The 18,322-nt window shown below is 64.9% G+C and carries 34 protein-coding genes and 2 tRNA genes; 32 read left to right on the top strand and 4 right to left on the bottom strand.

Annotated elements, in window-relative coordinates:
* Nucleotides 1–5: 5 nt before the first annotated feature.
* Together CHB96_RS07650 and CHB96_RS07645 are read right to left on the bottom strand one after the other, a co-directional pair.
* Entirely contained in the window at nt 6–911 is a 906-nt protein-coding gene (locus CHB96_RS07650; protein WP_089244661.1) for a hypothetical protein, read from the bottom strand.
* Nucleotides 912–1,022: 111 nt separating this feature from the next.
* The gene (locus CHB96_RS07645) at nt 1,023–1,373 is read right to left on the bottom strand and encodes an excalibur calcium-binding domain-containing protein (RefSeq protein WP_089244659.1); all 351 of its coding nucleotides are present in this window, start codon (nt 1,371–1,373) and stop codon (nt 1,023–1,025) included.
* Nucleotides 1,374–1,499: 126 nt separating this feature from the next.
* Between CHB96_RS07645 and CHB96_RS07640 the strand changes: the two genes are divergently transcribed.
* The 4 genes from CHB96_RS07640 to CHB96_RS07625 all read left to right on the top strand — a co-directional run bounded on the left by CHB96_RS07640 (nt 1,500) and on the right by CHB96_RS07625 (nt 4,943).
* Entirely contained in the window at nt 1,500–1,703 is a 204-nt protein-coding gene (locus CHB96_RS07640) for a DUF3072 domain-containing protein (RefSeq protein ID WP_089244780.1), read from the top strand.
* 59 nt (nt 1,704–1,762) lie between these two features.
* Entirely contained in the window at nt 1,763–3,145 is a 1,383-nt protein-coding gene (locus tag CHB96_RS07635) for a DUF2252 domain-containing protein (RefSeq protein ID WP_089244657.1), read from the top strand.
* 2 nt (nt 3,146–3,147) lie between these two features.
* The gene (locus CHB96_RS07630) at nt 3,148–3,765 is read left to right on the top strand and encodes a hypothetical protein (RefSeq protein WP_089244655.1); all 618 of its coding nucleotides are present in this window, start codon (nt 3,148–3,150) and stop codon (nt 3,763–3,765) included.
* 143 nt (nt 3,766–3,908) lie between these two features.
* A complete protein-coding gene (locus CHB96_RS07625; RefSeq protein WP_089244778.1) occupies nt 3,909–4,943 on the top strand; it encodes an alpha/beta hydrolase in 1,035 nt (344 codons plus the stop codon).
* On the opposite strand, the gene hisC is transcribed toward CHB96_RS07625, so the two are convergent.
* Nucleotides 4,940–6,001: a histidinol-phosphate transaminase gene (gene hisC / locus CHB96_RS07620; protein ID WP_089244653.1), complete on the bottom strand. Its 1,062-nt coding sequence runs from the start codon at nt 5,999–6,001 to the stop codon at nt 4,940–4,942. The two genes, CHB96_RS07625 and hisC, sit on opposite strands and share 4 nt — an antisense overlap.
* 90 nt (nt 6,002–6,091) lie before the next feature.
* Between hisC and CHB96_RS07615 the strand changes: the two genes are divergently transcribed.
* The 3 genes from CHB96_RS07615 to CHB96_RS07605 all read left to right on the top strand — a co-directional run bounded on the left by CHB96_RS07615 (nt 6,092) and on the right by CHB96_RS07605 (nt 7,146).
* A complete protein-coding gene (locus CHB96_RS07615) occupies nt 6,092–6,835 on the top strand; it encodes a dienelactone hydrolase family protein (RefSeq protein WP_089244651.1) in 744 nt (247 codons plus the stop codon).
* An 85-nt stretch (nt 6,836–6,920) separates the two neighbouring features.
* Nucleotides 6,921–7,010: transfer RNA gene (locus CHB96_RS07610), tRNA-Ser, on the top strand.
* Between the two features lie 63 nt (nt 7,011–7,073).
* Nucleotides 7,074–7,146 (top strand) — tRNA-Arg (locus CHB96_RS07605).
* Here the strand turns inward: CHB96_RS07605 and CHB96_RS07600 are convergent.
* Nucleotides 7,112–7,447: a helix-turn-helix domain-containing protein gene (locus CHB96_RS07600; RefSeq protein WP_141136461.1), complete on the bottom strand. Its 336-nt coding sequence runs from the start codon at nt 7,445–7,447 to the stop codon at nt 7,112–7,114. The two genes, CHB96_RS07605 and CHB96_RS07600, sit on opposite strands and share 35 nt — an antisense overlap.
* Nucleotides 7,448–7,586: 139 nt before the next feature.
* Between CHB96_RS07600 and CHB96_RS07595 the strand changes: the two genes are divergently transcribed.
* The 25 genes from CHB96_RS07595 to CHB96_RS07480 all read left to right on the top strand — a co-directional run bounded on the left by CHB96_RS07595 (nt 7,587) and on the right by CHB96_RS07480 (nt 18,074).
* Nucleotides 7,587–7,814 (top strand): helix-turn-helix domain-containing protein, encoded by a 228-nt coding sequence (locus CHB96_RS07595; RefSeq protein WP_089244647.1) that lies wholly within the window; start codon nt 7,587–7,589, stop codon nt 7,812–7,814.
* Between the two features lies 1 nt (nt 7,815).
* Nucleotides 7,816–8,601, top strand: a complete 786-nt coding sequence (locus CHB96_RS07590; RefSeq protein WP_089244645.1) for a BRO family protein — start codon at nt 7,816–7,818, stop codon at nt 8,599–8,601.
* On the top strand, nt 8,598–8,810 hold the full coding sequence (locus tag CHB96_RS07585; protein WP_089244643.1) for a hypothetical protein: 213 nt from the start codon (nt 8,598–8,600) through the stop codon (nt 8,808–8,810). The genes CHB96_RS07590 and CHB96_RS07585 overlap by 4 nt, the downstream gene beginning before the upstream one ends.
* Nucleotides 8,811–8,841: 31 nt before the next feature.
* A complete protein-coding gene (locus CHB96_RS07580; protein WP_089244641.1) occupies nt 8,842–9,075 on the top strand; it encodes a hypothetical protein in 234 nt (77 codons plus the stop codon).
* Nucleotides 9,072–9,287, top strand: coding sequence for a hypothetical protein (locus CHB96_RS07575; RefSeq protein ID WP_089244639.1), 216 nt, complete (start codon nt 9,072–9,074; stop codon nt 9,285–9,287). Before CHB96_RS07580 ends, CHB96_RS07575 begins: the two co-directional genes overlap by 4 nt.
* Entirely contained in the window at nt 9,284–9,712 is a 429-nt protein-coding gene (locus CHB96_RS07570) for an ASCH domain-containing protein (RefSeq protein WP_089244637.1), read from the top strand. The genes CHB96_RS07575 and CHB96_RS07570 overlap by 4 nt, the downstream gene beginning before the upstream one ends.
* Entirely contained in the window at nt 9,709–9,891 is a 183-nt protein-coding gene (locus CHB96_RS07565) for a hypothetical protein (RefSeq protein WP_089244635.1), read from the top strand. Before CHB96_RS07570 ends, CHB96_RS07565 begins: the two co-directional genes overlap by 4 nt.
* Nucleotides 9,891–10,163 carry a hypothetical protein gene (locus tag CHB96_RS07560; protein WP_089244633.1) on the top strand — a complete coding sequence of 91 codons (273 nt, stop codon included), beginning with the start codon at nt 9,891–9,893 and terminating at the stop codon, nt 10,161–10,163. The genes CHB96_RS07565 and CHB96_RS07560 overlap by 1 nt, the downstream gene beginning before the upstream one ends.
* The gene (locus tag CHB96_RS07555; protein WP_089244631.1) at nt 10,160–10,657 is read left to right on the top strand and encodes a hypothetical protein; all 498 of its coding nucleotides are present in this window, start codon (nt 10,160–10,162) and stop codon (nt 10,655–10,657) included. The genes CHB96_RS07560 and CHB96_RS07555 overlap by 4 nt, the downstream gene beginning before the upstream one ends.
* Nucleotides 10,654–10,941, top strand: coding sequence for a hypothetical protein (locus CHB96_RS07550; protein ID WP_089244629.1), 288 nt, complete (start codon nt 10,654–10,656; stop codon nt 10,939–10,941). Before CHB96_RS07555 ends, CHB96_RS07550 begins: the two co-directional genes overlap by 4 nt.
* Before the next feature lie 33 nt (nt 10,942–10,974).
* Nucleotides 10,975–11,418, top strand: coding sequence for a hypothetical protein (locus tag CHB96_RS07545; RefSeq protein WP_089244627.1), 444 nt, complete (start codon nt 10,975–10,977; stop codon nt 11,416–11,418).
* Nucleotides 11,415–13,013, top strand: coding sequence for a hypothetical protein (locus tag CHB96_RS07540; RefSeq protein ID WP_089244625.1), 1,599 nt, complete (start codon nt 11,415–11,417; stop codon nt 13,011–13,013). The genes CHB96_RS07545 and CHB96_RS07540 overlap by 4 nt, the downstream gene beginning before the upstream one ends.
* A 99-nt stretch (nt 13,014–13,112) precedes the next feature.
* The gene (locus tag CHB96_RS07535) at nt 13,113–13,316 is read left to right on the top strand and encodes a hypothetical protein (protein WP_089244623.1); all 204 of its coding nucleotides are present in this window, start codon (nt 13,113–13,115) and stop codon (nt 13,314–13,316) included.
* The gene (locus CHB96_RS07530) at nt 13,313–13,549 is read left to right on the top strand and encodes a hypothetical protein (RefSeq protein ID WP_089244621.1); all 237 of its coding nucleotides are present in this window, start codon (nt 13,313–13,315) and stop codon (nt 13,547–13,549) included. The genes CHB96_RS07535 and CHB96_RS07530 overlap by 4 nt, the downstream gene beginning before the upstream one ends.
* Before the next feature lie 9 nt (nt 13,550–13,558).
* Nucleotides 13,559–13,732, top strand: coding sequence for a hypothetical protein (locus tag CHB96_RS29615; RefSeq protein ID WP_176444189.1), 174 nt, complete (start codon nt 13,559–13,561; stop codon nt 13,730–13,732).
* The gene (locus CHB96_RS07525) at nt 13,729–14,118 is read left to right on the top strand and encodes a hypothetical protein (RefSeq protein ID WP_089244619.1); all 390 of its coding nucleotides are present in this window, start codon (nt 13,729–13,731) and stop codon (nt 14,116–14,118) included. The genes CHB96_RS29615 and CHB96_RS07525 overlap by 4 nt, the downstream gene beginning before the upstream one ends.
* Nucleotides 14,115–14,912: a DUF6551 family protein gene (locus CHB96_RS07520; RefSeq protein ID WP_089244617.1), complete on the top strand. Its 798-nt coding sequence runs from the start codon at nt 14,115–14,117 to the stop codon at nt 14,910–14,912. The genes CHB96_RS07525 and CHB96_RS07520 overlap by 4 nt, the downstream gene beginning before the upstream one ends.
* Complete coding sequence (locus CHB96_RS07515) at nt 14,909–15,199, top strand: hypothetical protein (RefSeq protein ID WP_089244615.1); 291 nt, start codon at nt 14,909–14,911, stop codon at nt 15,197–15,199. Before CHB96_RS07520 ends, CHB96_RS07515 begins: the two co-directional genes overlap by 4 nt.
* Entirely contained in the window at nt 15,196–15,804 is a 609-nt protein-coding gene (locus CHB96_RS07510; protein ID WP_089244613.1) for a hypothetical protein, read from the top strand. Before CHB96_RS07515 ends, CHB96_RS07510 begins: the two co-directional genes overlap by 4 nt.
* The gene (locus CHB96_RS07505; protein ID WP_089244611.1) at nt 15,801–16,166 is read left to right on the top strand and encodes a VVA0879 family protein; all 366 of its coding nucleotides are present in this window, start codon (nt 15,801–15,803) and stop codon (nt 16,164–16,166) included. Before CHB96_RS07510 ends, CHB96_RS07505 begins: the two co-directional genes overlap by 4 nt.
* Nucleotides 16,163–16,402: a hypothetical protein gene (locus CHB96_RS07500; protein ID WP_089244609.1), complete on the top strand. Its 240-nt coding sequence runs from the start codon at nt 16,163–16,165 to the stop codon at nt 16,400–16,402. The genes CHB96_RS07505 and CHB96_RS07500 overlap by 4 nt, the downstream gene beginning before the upstream one ends.
* Nucleotides 16,399–17,034, top strand: a complete 636-nt coding sequence (locus tag CHB96_RS07495; protein WP_089244607.1) for a molecular chaperone DnaJ — start codon at nt 16,399–16,401, stop codon at nt 17,032–17,034. The genes CHB96_RS07500 and CHB96_RS07495 overlap by 4 nt, the downstream gene beginning before the upstream one ends.
* The gene (locus tag CHB96_RS07490) at nt 17,031–17,360 is read left to right on the top strand and encodes a hypothetical protein (protein WP_089244605.1); all 330 of its coding nucleotides are present in this window, start codon (nt 17,031–17,033) and stop codon (nt 17,358–17,360) included. The genes CHB96_RS07495 and CHB96_RS07490 overlap by 4 nt, the downstream gene beginning before the upstream one ends.
* Complete coding sequence (locus CHB96_RS07485) at nt 17,357–17,704, top strand: hypothetical protein (RefSeq protein ID WP_089244603.1); 348 nt, start codon at nt 17,357–17,359, stop codon at nt 17,702–17,704. The genes CHB96_RS07490 and CHB96_RS07485 overlap by 4 nt, the downstream gene beginning before the upstream one ends.
* Nucleotides 17,705–17,825: 121 nt before the next feature.
* The gene (locus tag CHB96_RS07480; protein WP_141136460.1) at nt 17,826–18,074 is read left to right on the top strand and encodes a hypothetical protein; all 249 of its coding nucleotides are present in this window, start codon (nt 17,826–17,828) and stop codon (nt 18,072–18,074) included.
* The last annotated feature ends 248 nt before the right edge of the window (nt 18,075–18,322 follow it).

Raw genomic sequence — 18,322 nt, 5'->3', positions numbered from 1 at the left:
CGCATTCAGATCTGCAGTGCGTCTGCGGCGGCAGTCGCCAGTTCGGTTGCATCGGTGCAGTTCTCGGCGCTCACGTAGAGCTGAGGCTGGATGCGGGCGAATGCAGCTGCGGTCTGGTTTCGCTCGGGCATGCCCTCGACCGGTTCGCCGAAGTCATATGTCAGCGAGCAGCTCGTGGTTCCGGGCCGCGTCGCGAAGGTGCGGTTGCCGTCCTGAACCATGGTGACGTCGGTGATCGGCGCGGGGGCCCGCGAGGCAATGGTGCCGAGCTGGATGCGGATGGATTCGCCCGTTTCGAACTGGCAGGAGTAGGGCGAGGTGGCCTGGGAATCGACGGTCATATCGCCCGGGAGCGCGTCGACTACCGAGCACGGATCGATGGACGCGGCCGGCTCGTCGTACGCGGATCCGATGCGCTGTGATCCGCCGGAGGAAATGTTGTCCAGGGCGGTCACAGCCACCGAAGTGGCAACCGCGCACGACCTGCCGTCGGCCATCAGCGTCAGAACCTCCCCGTAGCCACCCCGCACTGGGAAGAACACCGAGCAATAGGGAGCGTCGGACTCGTCCAGAAAGCCTTCGACGGTACCGAGTTCGATCGCGGCGAGGCCGTCGGCGGGATCGGCGTTCAGGTCGACGTCGATTTGGTCGGGCATCACCGACTGGTCTTCGGGTCGATCGGTCAGCTCGACCGAGCAGACGGCGAAGCTTCCCCACGGCCGCAGTTGTGCCACGTTCCCGAGGCCGTCGAGGTAGTCGCGATCCAGTAGGCCGCACGGTTCGAAGCTTCGAATCGACGATGCCTGGTCCTGCGGTGGATCGGTGTGCTCGGGAGCCACTTCGGGTGCGTCCGACGCACAACCAGTGATCAAGGCCGCCAGCGCGACACCCACGACCCACTTCTTCAGCACACTTGCCCCCTGAACGGCGCCCGATTTGTCCGTTACCTTAGGCCATGTGCCGAGTCCGCACTTGTGCAGGCAAAAATGCCGATGACGCCTGCACAAGTGCGGATTCGCGGACTACTCGCAGCCGATGCCGTCGCTGTCGCGGTCGAGGTGCGGGCCGTAGCCGTAGTCCCCGCGGTAGACGGGCGCCGCGCCCGCGTTACGGGCCTCGGTGCAGTTCTTGTACTGGAATCCGCTCGGGGCGGGTGCGGGCCGCGGGGCTGCCTGGGGAGCTGGTGCCGGTGCCGGTGCCGGTGCTGGGATGAACTGGGGAGCAGGCGGAGGCGGGCAGAACTGTGCCGATCCTGAGTTGCACAGGAAGTCCGTGATCGGGTCTGCCGACGCGACGGCCGGGGTGGTCACCATTGCCGCAGCGAGGACGATGCCACCGAGGCCGGCGCGTACCAGCAGGTTCTTGCGCTTCATGAAAGATGCTCCTGACGAAAAGGGGGTATTGGGTCTGATTTTCGAGCCAGAAGATTGAACAGTCAATCGAATTCATTCCCGCGAATGAACGAGTTTGAGAAGCCGGCCGGAGGCGTATACGAACGTATGAGCGAAAACAGCAAGGTCAACCAGAACCCCGAAAAGGACCCCGCGAAGTGGGTCACCGGCGACGAACCGGCCACCGGCCCGCAGGAAAGCTATCTCGGCACGCTGGCGCAGGAGGCCGACGAGGAAGTGCCCGAGAACCTGACCAAGGCCGAGGCGTCGGAGATGATCGACAAGCTGCAGGACGAGACCGGCCGCGGATAGCTCGAAATCCACCCGTATCGGATGACGACGACTCCACGCGAGAGCGCCACGATCGATGCATGACCACAACGCTCGACCGCGATGCCCGGCGTAGACGGGGTAAGACTGCCCGGCGCGCGACGCCCCTCGAATCTCTCGCCGAGCATCGCGTCGTGCGTCGTGATCCGGTTGCGTTGCTCGAACAACAGGCGGCGACGCGTGTGCCCGAGCTCGTCCCGATTCGATACGGAAGGATGTCGGCGGCGGAATTTCCGTTCTTCCGTGGGGCTGCGTTGGTCATGGCCGACGACCTGTCCCGTGCGCCCAATTCCGGCATCGCAACACAACTGTGCGGCGACGCACACCTCAGCAACTTCGGTGTCTATGCGACACCGGAGCGTCGACTTGCATTCGACATCAACGACTTCGACGAGACCCATCCCGGCCCCTTCGAGTGGGATGTCAAGCGTCTCGCGGCAAGCCTGGCGATCGCGGCCAATTCGCAGGGCTTCTCGGGCAAACAGCGACGACGCATTGTCCGCCTGTCGGCGTGCGAGTATCGCGAAACGATAAGAAGGCAAGCCGAACTCGGTAACCTTGCTGTCTGGTACTCGAACGTCGAGGTCACCGACGAACTCGAATCGGTGCACCGTCAACTGGATTCGACGCAGCGCAAGCGCACCGAGCAGATGGTCCGAAAAGCGCGGTCCCGCGACAGCATTCAAGCACTCGGCAAGCTCACCGAAGTGGTCGACGGCACGAGGCGCATCATTGCCGATCCGCCTCTCGTCGTCCCCATCGAGGACCTCGCCGACGATACCGCCGACATCTACCGGGAACTCGAAAAGCGTTTGCAGGCATACCGTTCGACGTTCCAGCACGACAAGCAGGTGCTGTTCGATTCGTTCCGGCTCGCTCAGTTCGCGCGCAAGGTGGTCGGCGTCGGGAGCGTGGGAACCAGAGCATGGATACTGCTGATGGTCGGCGCCGACGAGACCGACCCACTGTTTCTCCAGGCGAAAGAGGCACAGCAATCGGTCATCGCGCCGTACTGGCCAGGTCCGGACTACGACAACGAGGGCCGACGCGTCGTCGAGGGGCAGCGGCTGATGCAGGCGTCGAGCGACATCTTTCTCGGATGGCAACGCGGCCACGACCCCGATGGTGCGACGCGTGACTTCTACTTGCGTCAGCTGCGCGACGGCAAGGGATCGGCCGTCGTCGAGGCGATGGAGCCCAGCGGAATGGAGTTGTACGGCAAGCTGTGTGGGAAGGTGCTCGCGTACGCGCATGCGAGGTCGGGCGACCGCGTCGAGATCGCGGGATATTTGGGTTCGAGCACCAAGTTCGAGGATGCGATCACCGATTTCGCCGAGGTGTACGCGGTGCAGAACGCCGCCGATCATGCCGCATTGGTGGCGGCGATCGACGGTGGTCGGGTCGTGTCGCAACCGGGAATCTGAGGATGCTCCGACGCGAATCCTGGGGTTTCGTCATCGGTTCGCTGCTGTTCGGACTTGCGGCGGTCCCAGGCTATGCGCAGTGGGTCGGCGTGGATGCAGACAACATCACGTACTTCGTCGGCTCACTGTTCTTCACTGCTGCGGCGTTCATCGCGTTGCGGCTGAGCGGGCGACCGGTGCCGGGCGAGGAGTCACGCAGCATCGAGGTCTGCGATTGGTGGGCCGCAGCCGTCCAGTTCGTCGGCACGCTGCTGTTCAATCTCAGCACCGGCATCGCGATGGTCAGCGGGCTGACGGCGCTGCAGGCGGACAAGTGGGTGTGGCGGCCGGACGTCTTCGGATCGGCAGCCTTCCTGATCGCCAGCGGACTCGCCGTGTTCGCCACCACGGAAACGGATGCGCTGTGGGATCCGGAGGCGCGCAATTGGCGCACGACGTGGCTCAACATGATCGGGTCGGTCGCATTCGGTGTGTCGGCGATCGCTGCGTTCGTCGACCCGTCGACGGGAGAGTTGAGGAATGCGGCAGCCGCCAACCTCGGAACCTTCGTCGGAGCTGTGTGTTTCCTGGTTGCGGCCCTGCTCATGAGGCCCTTTGTAGATGTCCCAAAGAACGCATGAAACTTTTGTAGGGCCGTTGTCGCGACTACTCTGGGCGAATCTGCGGCTTGCGGCATGCCCCACCTACCGGTGGGTAAGGTGCGAGACCGATGTTGTTCGTGCCGGCGTTGCTTGCGACGCGGCGGGGGAGGATGGATCAGTCGATGCACCGTCGTGTTCTGGCTGCGCTGGGAGCCAGCGTCGTGATGACGATATTCGGTACCGGAGTCGTGTCCGCGCAGCCTCTGCCCGGAACAGGCAGCTCGGACGGCGCACTGCCGCCGTCCGCGGAGTCCCCGATCACATCCGCGCGCATCGACCATGTCGACATGATCACCCCGCGTCGTGCAGCGGTCTTCGTCGAGTCGCCTGCGATGAACAGGATCATTCAGGTGCAGGTGCTTCTGCCTGCCGCGCAAGCCGTATCGAGGCCGACGCTCTACATGCTCGACGGTGTCAGCGCAGGCAAGGAGTCCAACTACACCGAGAGCACGTGGACGCAGAAGACCGACATCGTCGACTTCTTCGCGAACAAGAACGTCAACGTCGTACTGCCGGTCGGTGGGTCCAGTAGTTACTACACCGACTGGAACGCGCCCGATCCGATTCTCGGTGTGAACAAGTGGGAGACGTTCCTCACCGCCGAGCTTCCGCCGCTGATCGACGCGCGCTTCAACGGTAACGGCACCAATGCGATCGCGGGCGTCTCGATGGGCGCGCAGGCCGCGATGGACCTCATCACCCGTCATCCGAATCTCTACACCGGAGTCGCCGGTCTGAGCGGCTGCTACGACAACTCGCAGAACAATCTGAAGGACGCGGTCCGCGCGACCGTCGCGATGAACGGCGGCAACGCCACCAACATGTGGGGCGAGAACGCCGACCCCAAGTGGATCGAGCACGACCCGTCGCGTAACGCAGAAGCGTTGCGCGGCAAGGACATCTACGTGTCCGTCGGAACAGGACTGCCCGGCCCGTACGAACTGGGGCCCGGCGGCAGCGGTCTGCAGGAAGCGGCGCAGGGTGGGCCACTCGAAGCGGCCGCGCTGTACTGCACGACGCTGTTCGATACCCGCTTGCGGTACCTCGACATCCCTGCGCAATTCACCTACCGCCCGTACGGAATTCACCAGTGGCCGTACTGGCAGGACGATCTGCGCGAGGCCTGGCCGACGCTACGTCAGGCCCTCGGCATCTAGCGTGCCGCTGCGGCTGCGTACTTCAGAAAGGCGTCGTTCTCGTGCGGGTCACCGATGGTGATCCGCACGCCGTCGTTTCCGTAGGCGCGCAAGATGACTCCCGCTTCGGCTGCCGCTTCCGCGAATGCACCGGAACGGTCGCCGAGCGGTAAGAACACGAAGTTCGAGTCCGAATGTGCGACGTCGTATCCCAGTTCGATCAGTGAGTTCCGCACCCGCTCACGTTCCTCGACGAGCGCATCCGTGCGAGCCAAGAGTTCGTCCCGTGCTGCCAGCGATGCCAGGGCAGCTTGTTGCGCAACGGAATTGACGGCGAACGCAATGCGTACCTTGCCGAGTGCGGTGATGATCGACGGATCGCCGACGGCGTATCCCACGCGCAGGCCCGCGAGTCCGTAGGCCTTGGAGAACGTGCGAAGAACCAAGACGTTACGACGCCCACGCGCCAGCTCGACGCCGTCGGTGTACTCGCCGTCCGGGTTCTCGCGGGCGTACTCGAAGTAGGCCTCGTCGAGTACCACGAGAACGTGCGCAGGGACGGCGTCGAGGAACTTCTCCAACGCGGATCGGGCGACGACCGTACCGCTCGGATTGTTTGGGTTGCAGACGAATACGACGCGCGTGCGGTCGGTGATCGCGGCGAGCATCGCGTCGAGATCATGCACGTGATTCTTGTCGAGAGGGACCTCGACGGGCGTCGCACCGGCGACGCGGGCGATGATCGGGTAGGCCTCGAACGACCGCCATGCGAACACGACCTCGTCGCCGGGGTTGCAGGTGATCTGAACGACCTCCTGGCACAGTGCGACCGAGCCGTTGCCGGCGGTCACGTTCTGCGGTTCGACGTTCAACATCGCGGCCAATTCCGCGACGAGCGCGGTGGCGAGGATGTCGGGGTATCGGTTGACGTTGGTGACCGCTTCGGCAATGGCGTCGCGCACGCTCGGAAGTGGGCCCTGCGTGGTTTCGTTGCTGGCCAGCTTGATCGCACCGGGAAAGTTGCGTCCCGGGACGTAGGCGGGGATGGCGTCGAGGTCGGTGCGAATGCGCGCGGTCACGGCTCACATTATGCGCCAAGCCACGGTCACGTTTCGTGCGTGTCCGTCGGTAACGCCTCGGGGGACGCGCGTCGGCACTATTTTGGTTCTATGTCGGGAATCTTCACTGATGTCGCTGTGCTGAGGGTCGATGCCGAGGTGGAGGGCGACGAGCCCCCGCAGTCGACCGAGGCGCCCCAGAAGGTGCCGCTGACAGCCATCGCGCCGGAGGGCAGTGTCCGTGGTGGCATCGTCGTCCTGCACGAATCGCGTGAGATCCCCGAGTCGTTGATCGATCTGCTGCGCGCTCTTGCGCTCGAGGGATGGCTGGCCGTCGCGCCCGATCTTTTCCACCGAGACGGGGTCGACGGTGAGGTGTTCGGTGACAATCTCTTCGCGGACTTCGACGCGACGTTCGATTGGCTCACCTCGCGTGGCGTCTACCCGGATTGCGTCGGAGTCATCGGTTTCGACGACGCGGGCACCGCGGCGCTGATCGTCGCGACCAACCGTCGCATCGGGGCAGCGGTCAGTGTCGCCGCTGCGGGGATCGTGGAACCACTGAACGCCGACGCCGTCGCGCTGATCGAAGCCGCTCCGTCGCTGCAGGCCCCGTGGTTGGGTCTGTACGGCGAGAACGACCCCAAGACGCCGCCTGAGCACATCGACACGCTCCGAGAAGCCGCGACGCGAGCATCCGTGGCGACGAACATCGTCAGCTACAGCGGGCTGCGGCATCGCGCCGACGCGGTACAGGCCCCTCCCGGAAGCGCCGAAGACACCGACCCAGCAGCCGACGCATTGATCGAGGCGCAGGCGCGAATCTTCGACTGGTTCGACTCGTTCCTCAGGTGAACAATGGATTGACCAGCCGTTTTGCGTTCGTGGCGTAGGCATGTGTAATCTTTCACCTCGGCGGTCCGAGAGGGCCGGCAGCCTAGGAGGCGTGCCAGAGCGGCCGAATGGGAGTCACTGCTAATGACTTGACCCTTCACCGGGTCCGGAGGTTCAAATCCTCTCGCCTCCGCCACGCTGATCCGCAAGGATCGGCATGCAGTACCGTTGGTTCGCAAGAACTGGCACAACTGAACACGCGCCCGTAGCTCAACGGATAGAGCACTTGACTACGGATCAAGAGGTTAGGGGTTCGAATCCCTTCGGGCGCACAGTGAAGCCCCCATCCGGTCCGTCCGGGTGGGGGTTTCTTGCATTCCCCTCACCGTCGGTGAGCCAGGCCATACGCAGATCGAGCACGGCCGCGAGGCGGTCCAGCTCGTCGATGTCGAATGGCTTCGGTGCCGAGTCGCCGTCGAGCTTGCGCATCAGTGTCGAGCGAGCGATGCCGGTTGCCTTCGCGACGGACATAACGGTGAGCCTTTGCTCGGCAATCTGTCCTCGGAGTCGGCGTGCGACTGCCTCGGAACGTGATTCCCCCGAACCGCGTACGAGCTCCAACTGAGTGGTCATGGGTGAAACAATATGCCCAGATATGACACATGTCTACACCTTGATGGGCGCTGTGACTCACGTCGCCGAACAACACGCATGTAAGTCCAATTGGTCGGATTCCTTGCGAAGTGCCCACGCATGGACATAGAGTCCACTCATGGACAAAACGCCGGCATCGATAGTCGCAGGGAACGTGCGCGCCGAACTCGGCCGCCGCGGCATCACCGTCCTCGCACTCGCTGAGGCGACCGGCATCTCCCGATCGACGCTCATGCGCCGACTCTCCGGCCAGGCCTCACCCCTGAACATCGACGAACTCACCGCCATCGCCAGCCACCTCAACATCAACCTCGGCACTCTCATCGGCATCGAACAGGACGCATGACATGACGACACTCGCGCCGTTCCAATACGCAGGGCACACCCTCCGCACCGTCATCGTCGACGACGAACCCTGGTTCGTACTCGGCGACCTCTGCAAAGTCCTCGGCCTCACCCGTGGCGCATCGCAGATCGCCGAGCGCCTGGACGAGGGGGTACGCCAGACGTACCCCCTTCAGACCACCGGCGGCCGACAGAACGTCACTATCGTCAACGAACCTGGCATGTACGAAGTCGTCATCCGATCCGACAAACCCGACGCCGTCGCCTTCCGCCGCTGGATCACCGCCGAGGTGCTGCCGACCATCCGCAAGACCGGCAGCTACAACACAGCACCAGCACTCTCCGGGCCGGAGCTCCTCGCTCACGCTGTCATCGAAGCCCAGGCGATGATCGCGGCGAAGGACGAACGCATCGCCGAACTCGAACCGAAGGCACACGTCGCCGACAAGATCCTCGACGCAGACGGCGACTACTCAGTCCGCGATGCAGCGCAGGCACTCACGCGCGCCGGCATCAAGGTCGGAGCAACTCGACTGTTCAACGACCTCGAGCACCGCCACTGGATAGCCCGAGCGAAAGGCGACGGCCGGTACCGCGTCCTGCAGGCCGCGATCGAGTCCGGACACATGTCGGTGATCCCGACATCGCACTACCATCCGAAGACCGGCGTCCTGGTCCTCGATCCCCCGCAGCCCCGCGTCACCCCGAAGGGGCTGCAAAAACTGCTCGACGAATACGGAGCAGCGAACGCTGCACCTCAGCAACTGCAGATGGAGACCGGACTGTGAACGCGATCGCCTCGCCCCGAGCACTCGACGAGATGGAACGCGTCCTCGCTGACAGCCGTGGATCCATGACCCTCGCCGAACGTGTCGCAGCCCGCCGCGCCATCGACGCCGCAGCAGGCACCATCTACACGCCGCCAGCACCCGAACAGGTCCACAAGGTCGCACGCACCATGCACAGCGGCATGCGCCGCATCCGCGCGACCAACTGACCTGACCCGCCCTCGTGAAAGCGCAACCGCCATGCCGACATTCGAAGTATCGATCACCCTGAAATTCGACCTCGACGCCGACACCGAACACGACGCACTCCTCGCCGCAGAGAAGTACGCCGACGCCGTCGACGTGTGCACCGCCCTCGAACGGGACGCCGACGAAGTCGATGTCGACGCCACCGTCGAACGCTACGACCGCCCCGGCGCCGACGCAGGCGACCACTGGGCAGCCGTGTTCTCCGATGAGGCTGTCGGCCTGTGAACGGGCAAGCCGGATACATGTACCTCGACCGCGACAACTTCGTCGAGATCACCAAGGAAACCTGGTCACTCAACGACGCGGCCGATGCGGCGCTGGAACACGTTGCCCGGACACGCATCCCGGTGATCGTCGTCTGGCGCAACAGTCCGGAGGATCGGTGGCAGGAGATCGACGCCGCCACCGAGCACGCGATGACAGGACTCCGATCATGAAGGCGCTCACCGTGAAACAGCCGTGGGCCTGGTCGATCATCTTCGGCGGCAAAGACATCGAGAACCGTTCGACCAACTGGTCCTACCGCGGGCGCCTCGCCATCCACGCAGGCGCACTCGAAGACCGCGCCGGCTGGTCCGACGAACGCGTCACCGAAGAATGGATGCACGCCACCGACTGGCAAGCCGACGCAATCCACATCCGCTCCGCAGTCATCGGCATCGTCGACCTCATCGACGTCCACCGCGACACCGGCTGCTGCCGACCCTGGGGCGACTCCGCGCCCAACGAAGGCGGCGGACGGGCACGCAACAACCGCACCCACCTCGTCCTCGACAACGTCACCATCCTCGACCAGCCGATCCCATGCCTCGGTGCGCAAGGACTCTGGACGCCACCTACGCAGGTACTGGAGGTCATGTGAAACGCCACTTCCACTACTTCCACCCGTTCGACACCGAAGGCACGTTCGTCGGCGCCGACCGCTGCGACATCCTCCCCGGCGGCGTCCTCGCATTCGGACGTGACGACGGATACCTGATCCTCGCTGTCGCAGCGGGCAGGTGGACCCAAGTCCGCGAACTCGACCCGAAGGACAACTGATGCCCGCGAATCTCCCACGGCCGCAATCCTGCAAAGGCTGCGGCGACCCGATCATCTTCGCCACCACCAACCCAGGCGGGAAGGCGATGCCCGTCGACGCCGCCCCGTCCGACGCCGGGAACGTTGTCCTCCACGCCACCGGTACCGACGTCACCGCGACCGTCCTCCGCAAGACACAAGTCGCCGGCGCCCGCGCAGCCGGACAGCCACTGTACGAGTCCCACTTCGCCAGCTGTCGCGACGCAGCCACATTCCGAAAGGTCTACCGATGAGCGCAGTCGAGGTCACCTACTACATCGCGAAGTGTGACGAGTGCGGACACACAGCAGACACCGACGATTACGGCGGAGAGTTCTCGGCGTTTGCCGATCACGGCACGGCGATCGAGATGTTGTCCGACGACTGGTTCACCGACGGCGACGGCGACATCTGCCCGAGCTGCACCAAGTGCGAGGTCTGCGAAACGAAGCCTGCTTACCGGGCAGACGACCACATGGTGTGCGAAGAACATGAAGACCACGACTTCAACGCTGCCGCACCAGTTCTCCCGTTGGGATTGGTCAATACTCACTGGCACAGGAAATGCTCGGACATGTCCAAGATCGGTCCGTGCGGAATGTACGTGACGGTCTCGCATGAGATCGCCGGGGTCAGCCAGTACATGCCGCAACCCGAGGGCAAGCCCGACCGATGCGTCTGCGGCAGCAAGTACGGGCCGTGGATGCCAGGCCTCGCTCCGGACGACCGTGCAGAGGGCTGGAAGTGACCGGCAAGGTAGCGAGCGAGCAAGCCCTCGCCTACGTCCGCGGCTACTACGGTGTCCCCGCCCACGTCGGAGTCCGGATCCTGTTCCTGTACACGGGGGAGTACGGCGTCATCGTCGGCGGCGAACAGCAATACCTCCGCGTCCGGTTCGACGGACACAAGACAGCAGCCCTGCTGCACCCCACCTGGGAAGTGGAGTACGCCGACAACTGCACCCACGAACACCTCGCCGACGGCATGTGCACCGCATGCGGACTGCACCTCGAAGCATCACGGATACATTGAGCACTGTCACCCAAGTCAGAAAGGCGGAACGCCGTGGCCGATAGAAACAAGTCCCGACGCGCCACGGCATCCGTCCAACAGAAACAGGAACGCGCCCTCGCCCTGCTGTTGGAAGGGAAGACGAACGACGAGATCGCGAAGGCTGTCGGCTACCGCGACCGCTCCGGCGCCCACCGCGCCATCACCGCCGCGCTGGAGCGGCACGCGAAGACCCGCGAGGATCTCGCCGACCAAGCCCTGACGATCATCCACGAACGCCTCGAGAAACTACTGTCCCAGTTCACCGGACAAGCGTTGATGGGTGACGTCCAGGCAGGCAACCTCGTCCTGAAGATCATCGACCGGTACGCCAAGCTGTACGGCGCCGACGCACCCACGAAGATCGACGCCACCATCACCACCCGCTCCGAGATCGACGACCAGATCGAGGCACTGATGACCGCGCACGACGAGGCGGACAGGCAGCGATCGAAGTGACTGTCATCGACCCCGGCCGGTTCAGTCACCTGTCCGAGGCCGACAAGCTGTACTACCGGAACCGCCTCGCGGAGGAGACCGCGAAGCGGGGGAAGCGGTCACCGTTCGCGCCTCCGACACCCGGAGCTCTCGCGCTGAAGCACGAGCCGACGACGCAGGTGCAGCGCCCGCACCTCGAGGAAATCGACAAAGCACTCACCTGGGTGAGGGACACCCCGAACGCGAAGCTAATGGTGTGGACACCTCCGCGCGCCGGCAAGAGTCACCGGATCTCGCGGTGGCTCCCGTTCTGGTGGCAGACCGAATTCCCCCGCGACCGGACCGTCCTCACCTCCTACGCCGCGTCACTCGCCCACACCCACTCGGCAGCGGTGCGAGACCTCGTCGCCACCTATGGCGCCGAGTACGGCCTGTTCCTCAAACGCGACGAGAACACACGATCCGACTGGACCACCACCGCAGGCGGCGGCCTGCGTGCCCGAGGCGTCCGAGGAGGCCTCACCGGCCAGGACATGGAACTCGGCATCGTCGACGACCCATACGCTGACCGTGCGCAAGCCGACTCGTCCACCATCCGCAAGGCAGTGGAGGAGTGGTACTCGTCTGCATTCGTCACCCGCCGTAGTCCCGGTGCCCGGCAGATCATCGTCCACACCCGCTGGCACCTCGAAGACCTCTCCGGGATGCTGCTGAAACAGGAAGGCCGCATCGAAGAAGGCGGCGAGTGGCGCGTCCTCCACCTCCCCGCGATCGCCACCGCAGCCGACCCGGAGCGCGGCTTCTACGGAGACGACGCCCTCGGACGCACGCCCGGTGAACCGCTCACCCACCCGAAGATCGACGCCGCCGACACAGAAGCACTCATCGATCACTGGCGCCGCCAGAAGCAATCCGTCACCACCCGCGACTGGGCCGCCATGTTCATGGGCTCACCAGTCACCGCCGAAGGTGCACTCCTCACTGCCGAAGTACTCGCCGCCGCCACCGTCTCCGAGGTGTCCCCACCTCGCCGAGCTGGTGTCGCCGTCGACCCCAACGGTGGTGGCCGAGACACCGCGGGAATCATCGGCGGGCACGTCGGCAAGGACGGCAAGTTCTACTGGACCCACGACCGATCAGCGCTCCTGCAACCCGATCAGTGGTCCCGCGAAGCGTGCCTCCTCGCTGATGAGATCAGCGCCGACCGGATCGTGTTCGAAGCGAACTACGGCGGCAAGATGGCCGGCACTCTCATCAAGCAAGCGTGGGCCGCGCTACAGGACGAAGGCCTGATTCCTCGCAATCACCTGTGCCCGTACATCGCCGAGGTCCACGCACGGAAGTCGAAGTTCCTCCGCGCCGAGCCGATCGCCCAGGCCGTCATCACCGGCCGAGCCAAGTTCGCCCCAGGTCACGGCCTCGCCGGGCTGAAGTCCGAGTTCGAAGTATGGGAGCCCGGCTCCACCTGGTCACCCGGCGCCCTCGACGCCGGAGTGCACCTCGCGTACGAGCTGCTGCCCGCGATCGGTGCCGGTGCGGAGACGCATTCGGTGGCGTCCCGGAAGAAGGGCGACCGTGCTGGTTCGTCGGCGGTGTCGCGTCGACGCAGACGCTGAGTAACCAGGAAACAGTTGCACTGTCACCCTGCGCGCTGTAGGTTCGCAAGGACCGGGCACCGCCAGAACCAACCGCCCCATCGTGAAAGGACCACCACCATGTACCAGCACCTCGACGACAACGACCTCCTCGCCGAGATCGACGTCATCACCCGCGAACGCGACACCCTCGACCGCATCGCCCGCGCCGGCCGTTACGACTCCCAGGACGCCGCACGCCAGGCCCGCAACGTCGGCCAGAAGCTCGTCGGCCTCCACATCGAACGGCAGCAGCGCGGCCTCGACATCGACTCCGCAGCATGAGCGGCACGGAGCGGATCGTGTTCGCCGACCAGCTGAAGACCGGCGACATCATCGTCGACAAGGTCGAACTCTCCCCGGGCGGGCACTGGCTCGACCTGCCGATCGAGCAGCTCACCGTCGGCCAGACCCGGCTCGGCGCCTCCGGCCGCGTCATCGTCACCGACGTCGAACACACCCGCACGGAGTTCCTCCGCACCAGCCAGCGCCTCCGCATCCATCGCGAAACTGACTAGGAGACAGTCATGGACCAGCACACCATCGTCGAACGCGGCGACCTCGCCGCCGACTGGCAGGACGCCGCACCCGCAGCGGACCTGCCCCGCCCCGCCGTCATGGCCGCCATCACCGCCGCCACCATCGTCGGCGCCTGGGGCATCCTCAACGGCCTCGCCGCACTGAACGGTGGTGTGCTGTGACCGTCACCGGATCTCAGCCCACCGAGGTCGCCACCCTGGAACGAGCAGCCATCGCGAAGGTCATTCGCGCCGAACTGCGCCGCTCCAACTGGAACCCCGACTCCATCGCTGACGCGATCCTCGCCGAACCTCTCCGCTTCACCTCAGCGATCCGGCCCCTGTCCGCTAGCGACTACGACGGCCACGACGTCTACAACGACAACAGCCTGTGGGCCGCCGTCCCCGCAGCGATCGGCCCCATCGACGCGATCGCCCACGCGCTCGGCAACCGCATCAACAGCCAGCTCCCCGTCGGGCAGCACATCACCCTGACTGCGACACCGAAGGCGCACACCGGCTCCCAAGCGTTCCGGTCACTCCTACGACGAATGGCACCGAAGCGATGACCGCACCGACCACCTTCCCCATGGCCGTCGCCGTCGCGGACCTGTTCGTCGACCACACCTACCAACGCGACTGCGACATGCAGCGCGTGAAGAAGATCGTCGCCGAATGGGATCCCCGACTCCTCGGTGTCCTCGACGTCTCCGACCGCGGCGAGGACCAGCAGCCACGGTTCGCGATCATCAACGGCCAACACCGTTGGGCCGCAGCAGGAATGCGCGACCCCGACACCCACCTCGTCGTCAACGTCCACACCGGGCTCGACGTCGCAGGCGAAGCGAAACTGTTCGACGACATCGACCGCAAAACCAAACCGATCTCAACCTGGGACCGTTGGCGTGCACGCAAAGCATCCGGCGACAAAGAAGTCACCATCATCGAAGAAGCCGTCGCGCAGCTCGGGCTGGAGATCAACCCGAAACCCGGCCCGAAGAACCTGCGCTGCATCACCAGCCTGGAGAAGCTCCTCCGCAAAGGCGGCCAGTCCCTCGTCGTCAACACCCTGTTCCTGATCACCGACACCTGGCCGCCATCCCAGGACGCACTCGAAGGCGCCATCGTCATGGGCGTCGGCATCCTCCTCGACTCCTACGACGACGTCGAAGCTGGCGCCACCTTCAAGACCGGGCGCCTCGCCGACGCCATGACCGAAGTGACACCACGGCAGATCCGCGCCCAAGCGCAATCGCTGCGGGAGTTCGAGAGCGGCACTCTCGCATCGATGGTCGCCGTCGTCCTCGTCCGCCTCTACAACAAGGAACGCGGCACCAAGCTCGACGAACGGGCACTCCGATGAGCGACCAGCCGGAGTTCACGCCGGCCGACTTCGAGGCGCTCGCTGGTCTCGACTTCCGGCCTGCCTGCGAGCAGTCCATCGGGGCATTCGGGCGCTGTACTAACCCTGCTGACTTCACCGCCCGCCTGCACTGCTGCAAACACGGTCACCATCCGATGCTGATCTGCCGGGGCCACATGCAGGAGGTCACCGTCGACGCGCAGCGCGCGTTCCCGCTCAACTGCACTCTCTGCGGCGTCCTGTTCGAAACATCCGAAGACTGGATCGGAAGGTTCCAACACCTATGACTGTCATCGTTCTCGGCATCGACCCCGGCGCCGTCGCGACCGGGTGGGCGCTGATGCGTCTCGACAGGGGACGGTCCCCGGTGTTCCTGGATGCGGCGACGACGGCGCGGTCGAAGCCTGCCGACTACCGCCCGACCCAGCACCTCCCAGTGGAGGCCGACTACCTGAAGAAGCTCGCCGCCACTGGCGCCCTAGTGGCACGCACAGCCCGCGAAGCCGCCACCGCCAACGGAAGACCCGTCGCACCCATCGTCGTCGGCATCGAAGGAATCACGCGCCCCAACTGGCACATGAACGGCAGAGCCGCAGCCAACCCCGAAGCACTCATCGCAGCCGCCATCGTCCTCGGCAACATCCAAGCCTGGGCCACCACCCAATTCGGGCCCTACACCGAAATACCGCCAGGCGGAAACGGCTCCGCACCACTCGGCACCTACCCGACACAACTCGTCTCCGACGCCGAACGACGAAAAGCCAACTGGCACGCCGCAATCGGAGCCAGCGGCAAACTCCGACACCAACGATCCGCATGGGACGTCGCCCTCACCGCAGCCCGCACCAACCTCAACACACACACCAGCAACACGAAACGGAGCACCACATGAGCAGCGCCACCACGGTCAAACGAACCCAGGAAGAACTCGTCGCCGAACTGCGCGCACGCTTCGGAGACGACCACAAGCAATGGGCATTCATCTGCCCCCACTGCGAGGACATCGCCACTGCCCAGGACTTCAAAGACGCACTCACCGCCAACGACAGCGACGACGACCCGTTCCAGCACCTCGGGCAGATCTGCATCGGCCGACTCCTCGGCGTCCTCAAACGCGACCAGCCGAAGGGCGGCTACACCGGACGCGGCTGCGACTGGGCAGCATTCGGACTGTTCCGCGGACCCGAGTTCGTGATCATGCCCGACGGCAAGGAAGTAGCCAGCTTCGCGATCGCACCGAGGCGCGACTCATGATCACGCCGGAGATCGCGAACCAAGTCCTCCACCACTTCAACCCCAGTGACGGTTACCCGGCTGGTGGATTCGTCACGGATCTGATCGCGCTCATCAGCAAAGCCGACCCGCGCAACAAAGCCCGGTTGGCTATCGGGTTCGGCGGCCACGTCCAAGCCGTCCTCCTCGCACAGGAAGAAGTCGACGGCATCGACCGACTGAAATACATCGCAGCAGGGGACAAGGTGACTCGATGACCTCATATGGCGACTACCCGTACGGGATGACGTTGCGGCCCATCGTTACCTGGCCCAGTGGGCAGACTGCGATACGGCAACGGTCGAACTTCTCGGCGCCATGGCGATCCACCCTCGACCTGCTCGACCGGGAGCTGCACTACCTCGGCACCGGCAACCGCAACGCTCCCGCCGTCCTGCAGATCGCGATGCGCGAGCAGGACTTCCGGCTCGACGGCATGCCCCGCGCCAACGCCGTTCCCTCGCATCCGGGTGTAATCCTCGCGATCGAATCGAACAAGGGGCCATTATCATTTCCGTGCGACCGCTTCGATCGGTGGCAGGACAACCTGCGCGCTATCGCCCTTGCGTTGGAAGCGCTCCGCAAGATCGACCGCTACGGCATCACCCCCAACGCCGAGCAATACACCGGTTGGAAGCAACTCGGCACCGCCGCCGATAGCCAGACGCCCGAAGCCGCCCTGCGCTACCTGAAGCGCGTCTCTGGTTCGCAGCTCGCGCAAACCACCGAGCAGACCTATCGCAAGGCACGAGCCAACGCGCACCCCGACCGCAACAACGGTGACCGATCCCAGTGGGACCGAGTCGAAGAAGCTGCCGCGATCCTGCGGCGAGAAGGGCGGCTCGCATGAACCAGGACGAGATCATCGAGGCCGAAGTCGAGAAGGCCGAACAGCGGTACCGGGATCGTCGTAGCGCCTTCGCGACGAACCGGTTCTTCCGCTCCGTGGATCCGCTGGGTGTCGGTCCCGAGATCAACATGGCGCACCTCCGGATGGATCTCGCCGAGATCGCCGAGCTGTACGGGTTCGACTCTGCGACAGGCGAATACCTGGCCGTCGAACCGTGGCTGACGCTGGCCCAGCAGTTGAGCACGTGGAGAGTGCCCGTGGATCTGTTCGACGCCAGCTCGTGGCGTGACTTGGACATCCGTATCGACGATCCGAGGTTCACATGACGAAGCGCACAGGCGTGCGCGCTCGTATCGGGTGGCGGCTCCGCTGCTGGGCCGACCGTGTCGACCGCGAGCACGCAACGTTCCTGACCGGATGGACATTCACGTTCGAGCCAGACGTAGGTGTCGTGTTCCGTGACGACGGGCGCGGTTGCCCGGTCTCGTACTTCGGCCCCGAATACGACCGCGCCCACGACGACGCCGGGCCGGTAGCGCCGGAGCGTGTTCACACGGCGAAGGCGTGGGTGCCGACGCAGCTCCACGCCACCCAGCTGTCACTGACTCAGCGGGATGCGCGCGCCCGGTGGTGGCACTTGCTGGGACACAAAGGGGGCGAGAACTGGTGATGTGGTGGCATCGTCTCGTCGGGCACGAGCAGGCCTGGCGTGCACACTCCGCGCCCGGCCTGCGTGGTGAACCGTTCCACGTCCTCGTCGTCACCTGCTCATGCGGGAAGGAATGGTGGAAATGAACCCGTGGTGGCTGCTCGTCGCGTTCTCGGTCGGGTGGTTCGCGTCGTGGGTGTTCGGGGGTACGTGGGTGCCGTGGCGTCGTGCACGCGTCGGTCAGTGTCCGCTGTGTTTCTCGCATCCGCCGCTGCCGGAATGTCCTGTCTGTGAGGGTGATCGACGGTACGGGCCCGCGCATCGCGGCAAGGCGCAGCAGATCTGGCTGCGTCGGTACCGGGGGCAAGAGTGGTGGAGGCGCATCCGGTGAACGCCAGTCGTGCGACTCAGACCAGCCGCGCTGTCACTGCCGGGTGTGACCGCTGTCGAACGAAGTGGACGTCCGCGAACGCGCAAGCCGTCGCCGCGAAACACCACGACACCTACGGCCACAAAACGTGGGTGGAGCAAGTACTCACCATCCAATACGGCGACGGGAAACCCGAGACCGAACAACCAGCCCTCTTCGGATAACGCTTGTCGGGAGTGGCTAGGGATACCCTTGCAGTGTTCCCTTGT

The sequence above is a fragment of the Rhodococcoides kyotonense genome (assembly GCF_900188125.1).
GTDB classification, from domain to species: Bacteria; Actinomycetota; Actinomycetes; order Mycobacteriales; family Mycobacteriaceae; genus Rhodococcoides; species Rhodococcoides kyotonense.
Note: the sequence above shows the minus strand (reverse complement) of the source record. Positions and strands in the feature narration are given on the sequence as shown.

What these genes read in the sequence shown, in the direction of transcription:
- CHB96_RS07520 (WP_089244617.1), top strand. Translation starts at nt 14,115, where the DNA reads ATGACCGCACCGACCACCTTCCCCATGGCCGTCGCCGTCGCGGACCTG.
- CHB96_RS07515 (WP_089244615.1), top strand. Translation starts at nt 14,909, where the DNA reads ATGAGCGACCAGCCGGAGTTCACGCCGGCCGACTTCGAGGCGCTCGCT.
- CHB96_RS07555 (WP_089244631.1), top strand. Translation starts at nt 10,160, where the DNA reads ATGAGCGCAGTCGAGGTCACCTACTACATCGCGAAGTGTGACGAGTGC.
- CHB96_RS07590 (WP_089244645.1), top strand. Translation starts at nt 7,816, where the DNA reads ATGACGACACTCGCGCCGTTCCAATACGCAGGGCACACCCTCCGCACC.
- CHB96_RS07570 (WP_089244637.1), top strand. Translation starts at nt 9,284, where the DNA reads ATGAAGGCGCTCACCGTGAAACAGCCGTGGGCCTGGTCGATCATCTTC.
- CHB96_RS07580 (WP_089244641.1), top strand. Translation starts at nt 8,842, where the DNA reads ATGCCGACATTCGAAGTATCGATCACCCTGAAATTCGACCTCGACGCC.
- CHB96_RS07625 (WP_089244778.1), top strand. Translation starts at nt 3,909, where the DNA reads ATGCACCGTCGTGTTCTGGCTGCGCTGGGAGCCAGCGTCGTGATGACG.
- CHB96_RS07630 (WP_089244655.1), top strand. Translation starts at nt 3,148, where the DNA reads ATGCTCCGACGCGAATCCTGGGGTTTCGTCATCGGTTCGCTGCTGTTC.
- CHB96_RS07480 (WP_141136460.1), top strand. Translation starts at nt 17,826, where the DNA reads ATGAACCCGTGGTGGCTGCTCGTCGCGTTCTCGGTCGGGTGGTTCGCG.
- CHB96_RS07635 (WP_089244657.1), top strand. Translation starts at nt 1,763, where the DNA reads ATGACCACAACGCTCGACCGCGATGCCCGGCGTAGACGGGGTAAGACT.
- CHB96_RS07595 (WP_089244647.1), top strand. Translation starts at nt 7,587, where the DNA reads ATGGACAAAACGCCGGCATCGATAGTCGCAGGGAACGTGCGCGCCGAA.
- CHB96_RS07560 (WP_089244633.1), top strand. Translation starts at nt 9,891, where the DNA reads ATGCCCGCGAATCTCCCACGGCCGCAATCCTGCAAAGGCTGCGGCGAC.
- CHB96_RS07600 (WP_141136461.1), bottom strand. Translation starts at nt 7,447, where the DNA reads ATGACCACTCAGTTGGAGCTCGTACGCGGTTCGGGGGAATCACGTTCC.
- CHB96_RS07535 (WP_089244623.1), top strand. Translation starts at nt 13,113, where the DNA reads ATGTACCAGCACCTCGACGACAACGACCTCCTCGCCGAGATCGACGTC.
- CHB96_RS07495 (WP_089244607.1), top strand. Translation starts at nt 16,399, where the DNA reads ATGACCTCATATGGCGACTACCCGTACGGGATGACGTTGCGGCCCATC.
- CHB96_RS29615 (WP_176444189.1), top strand. Translation starts at nt 13,559, where the DNA reads ATGGACCAGCACACCATCGTCGAACGCGGCGACCTCGCCGCCGACTGG.
- CHB96_RS07500 (WP_089244609.1), top strand. Translation starts at nt 16,163, where the DNA reads ATGATCACGCCGGAGATCGCGAACCAAGTCCTCCACCACTTCAACCCC.
- CHB96_RS07640 (WP_089244780.1), top strand. Translation starts at nt 1,500, where the DNA reads ATGAGCGAAAACAGCAAGGTCAACCAGAACCCCGAAAAGGACCCCGCG.
- CHB96_RS07530 (WP_089244621.1), top strand. Translation starts at nt 13,313, where the DNA reads ATGAGCGGCACGGAGCGGATCGTGTTCGCCGACCAGCTGAAGACCGGC.
- CHB96_RS07490 (WP_089244605.1), top strand. Translation starts at nt 17,031, where the DNA reads ATGAACCAGGACGAGATCATCGAGGCCGAAGTCGAGAAGGCCGAACAG.
- CHB96_RS07510 (WP_089244613.1), top strand. Translation starts at nt 15,196, where the DNA reads ATGACTGTCATCGTTCTCGGCATCGACCCCGGCGCCGTCGCGACCGGG.
- CHB96_RS07615 (WP_089244651.1), top strand. Translation starts at nt 6,092, where the DNA reads ATGTCGGGAATCTTCACTGATGTCGCTGTGCTGAGGGTCGATGCCGAG.
- CHB96_RS07485 (WP_089244603.1), top strand. Translation starts at nt 17,357, where the DNA reads ATGACGAAGCGCACAGGCGTGCGCGCTCGTATCGGGTGGCGGCTCCGC.
- CHB96_RS07645 (WP_089244659.1), bottom strand. Translation starts at nt 1,373, where the DNA reads ATGAAGCGCAAGAACCTGCTGGTACGCGCCGGCCTCGGTGGCATCGTC.
- CHB96_RS07505 (WP_089244611.1), top strand. Translation starts at nt 15,801, where the DNA reads ATGAGCAGCGCCACCACGGTCAAACGAACCCAGGAAGAACTCGTCGCC.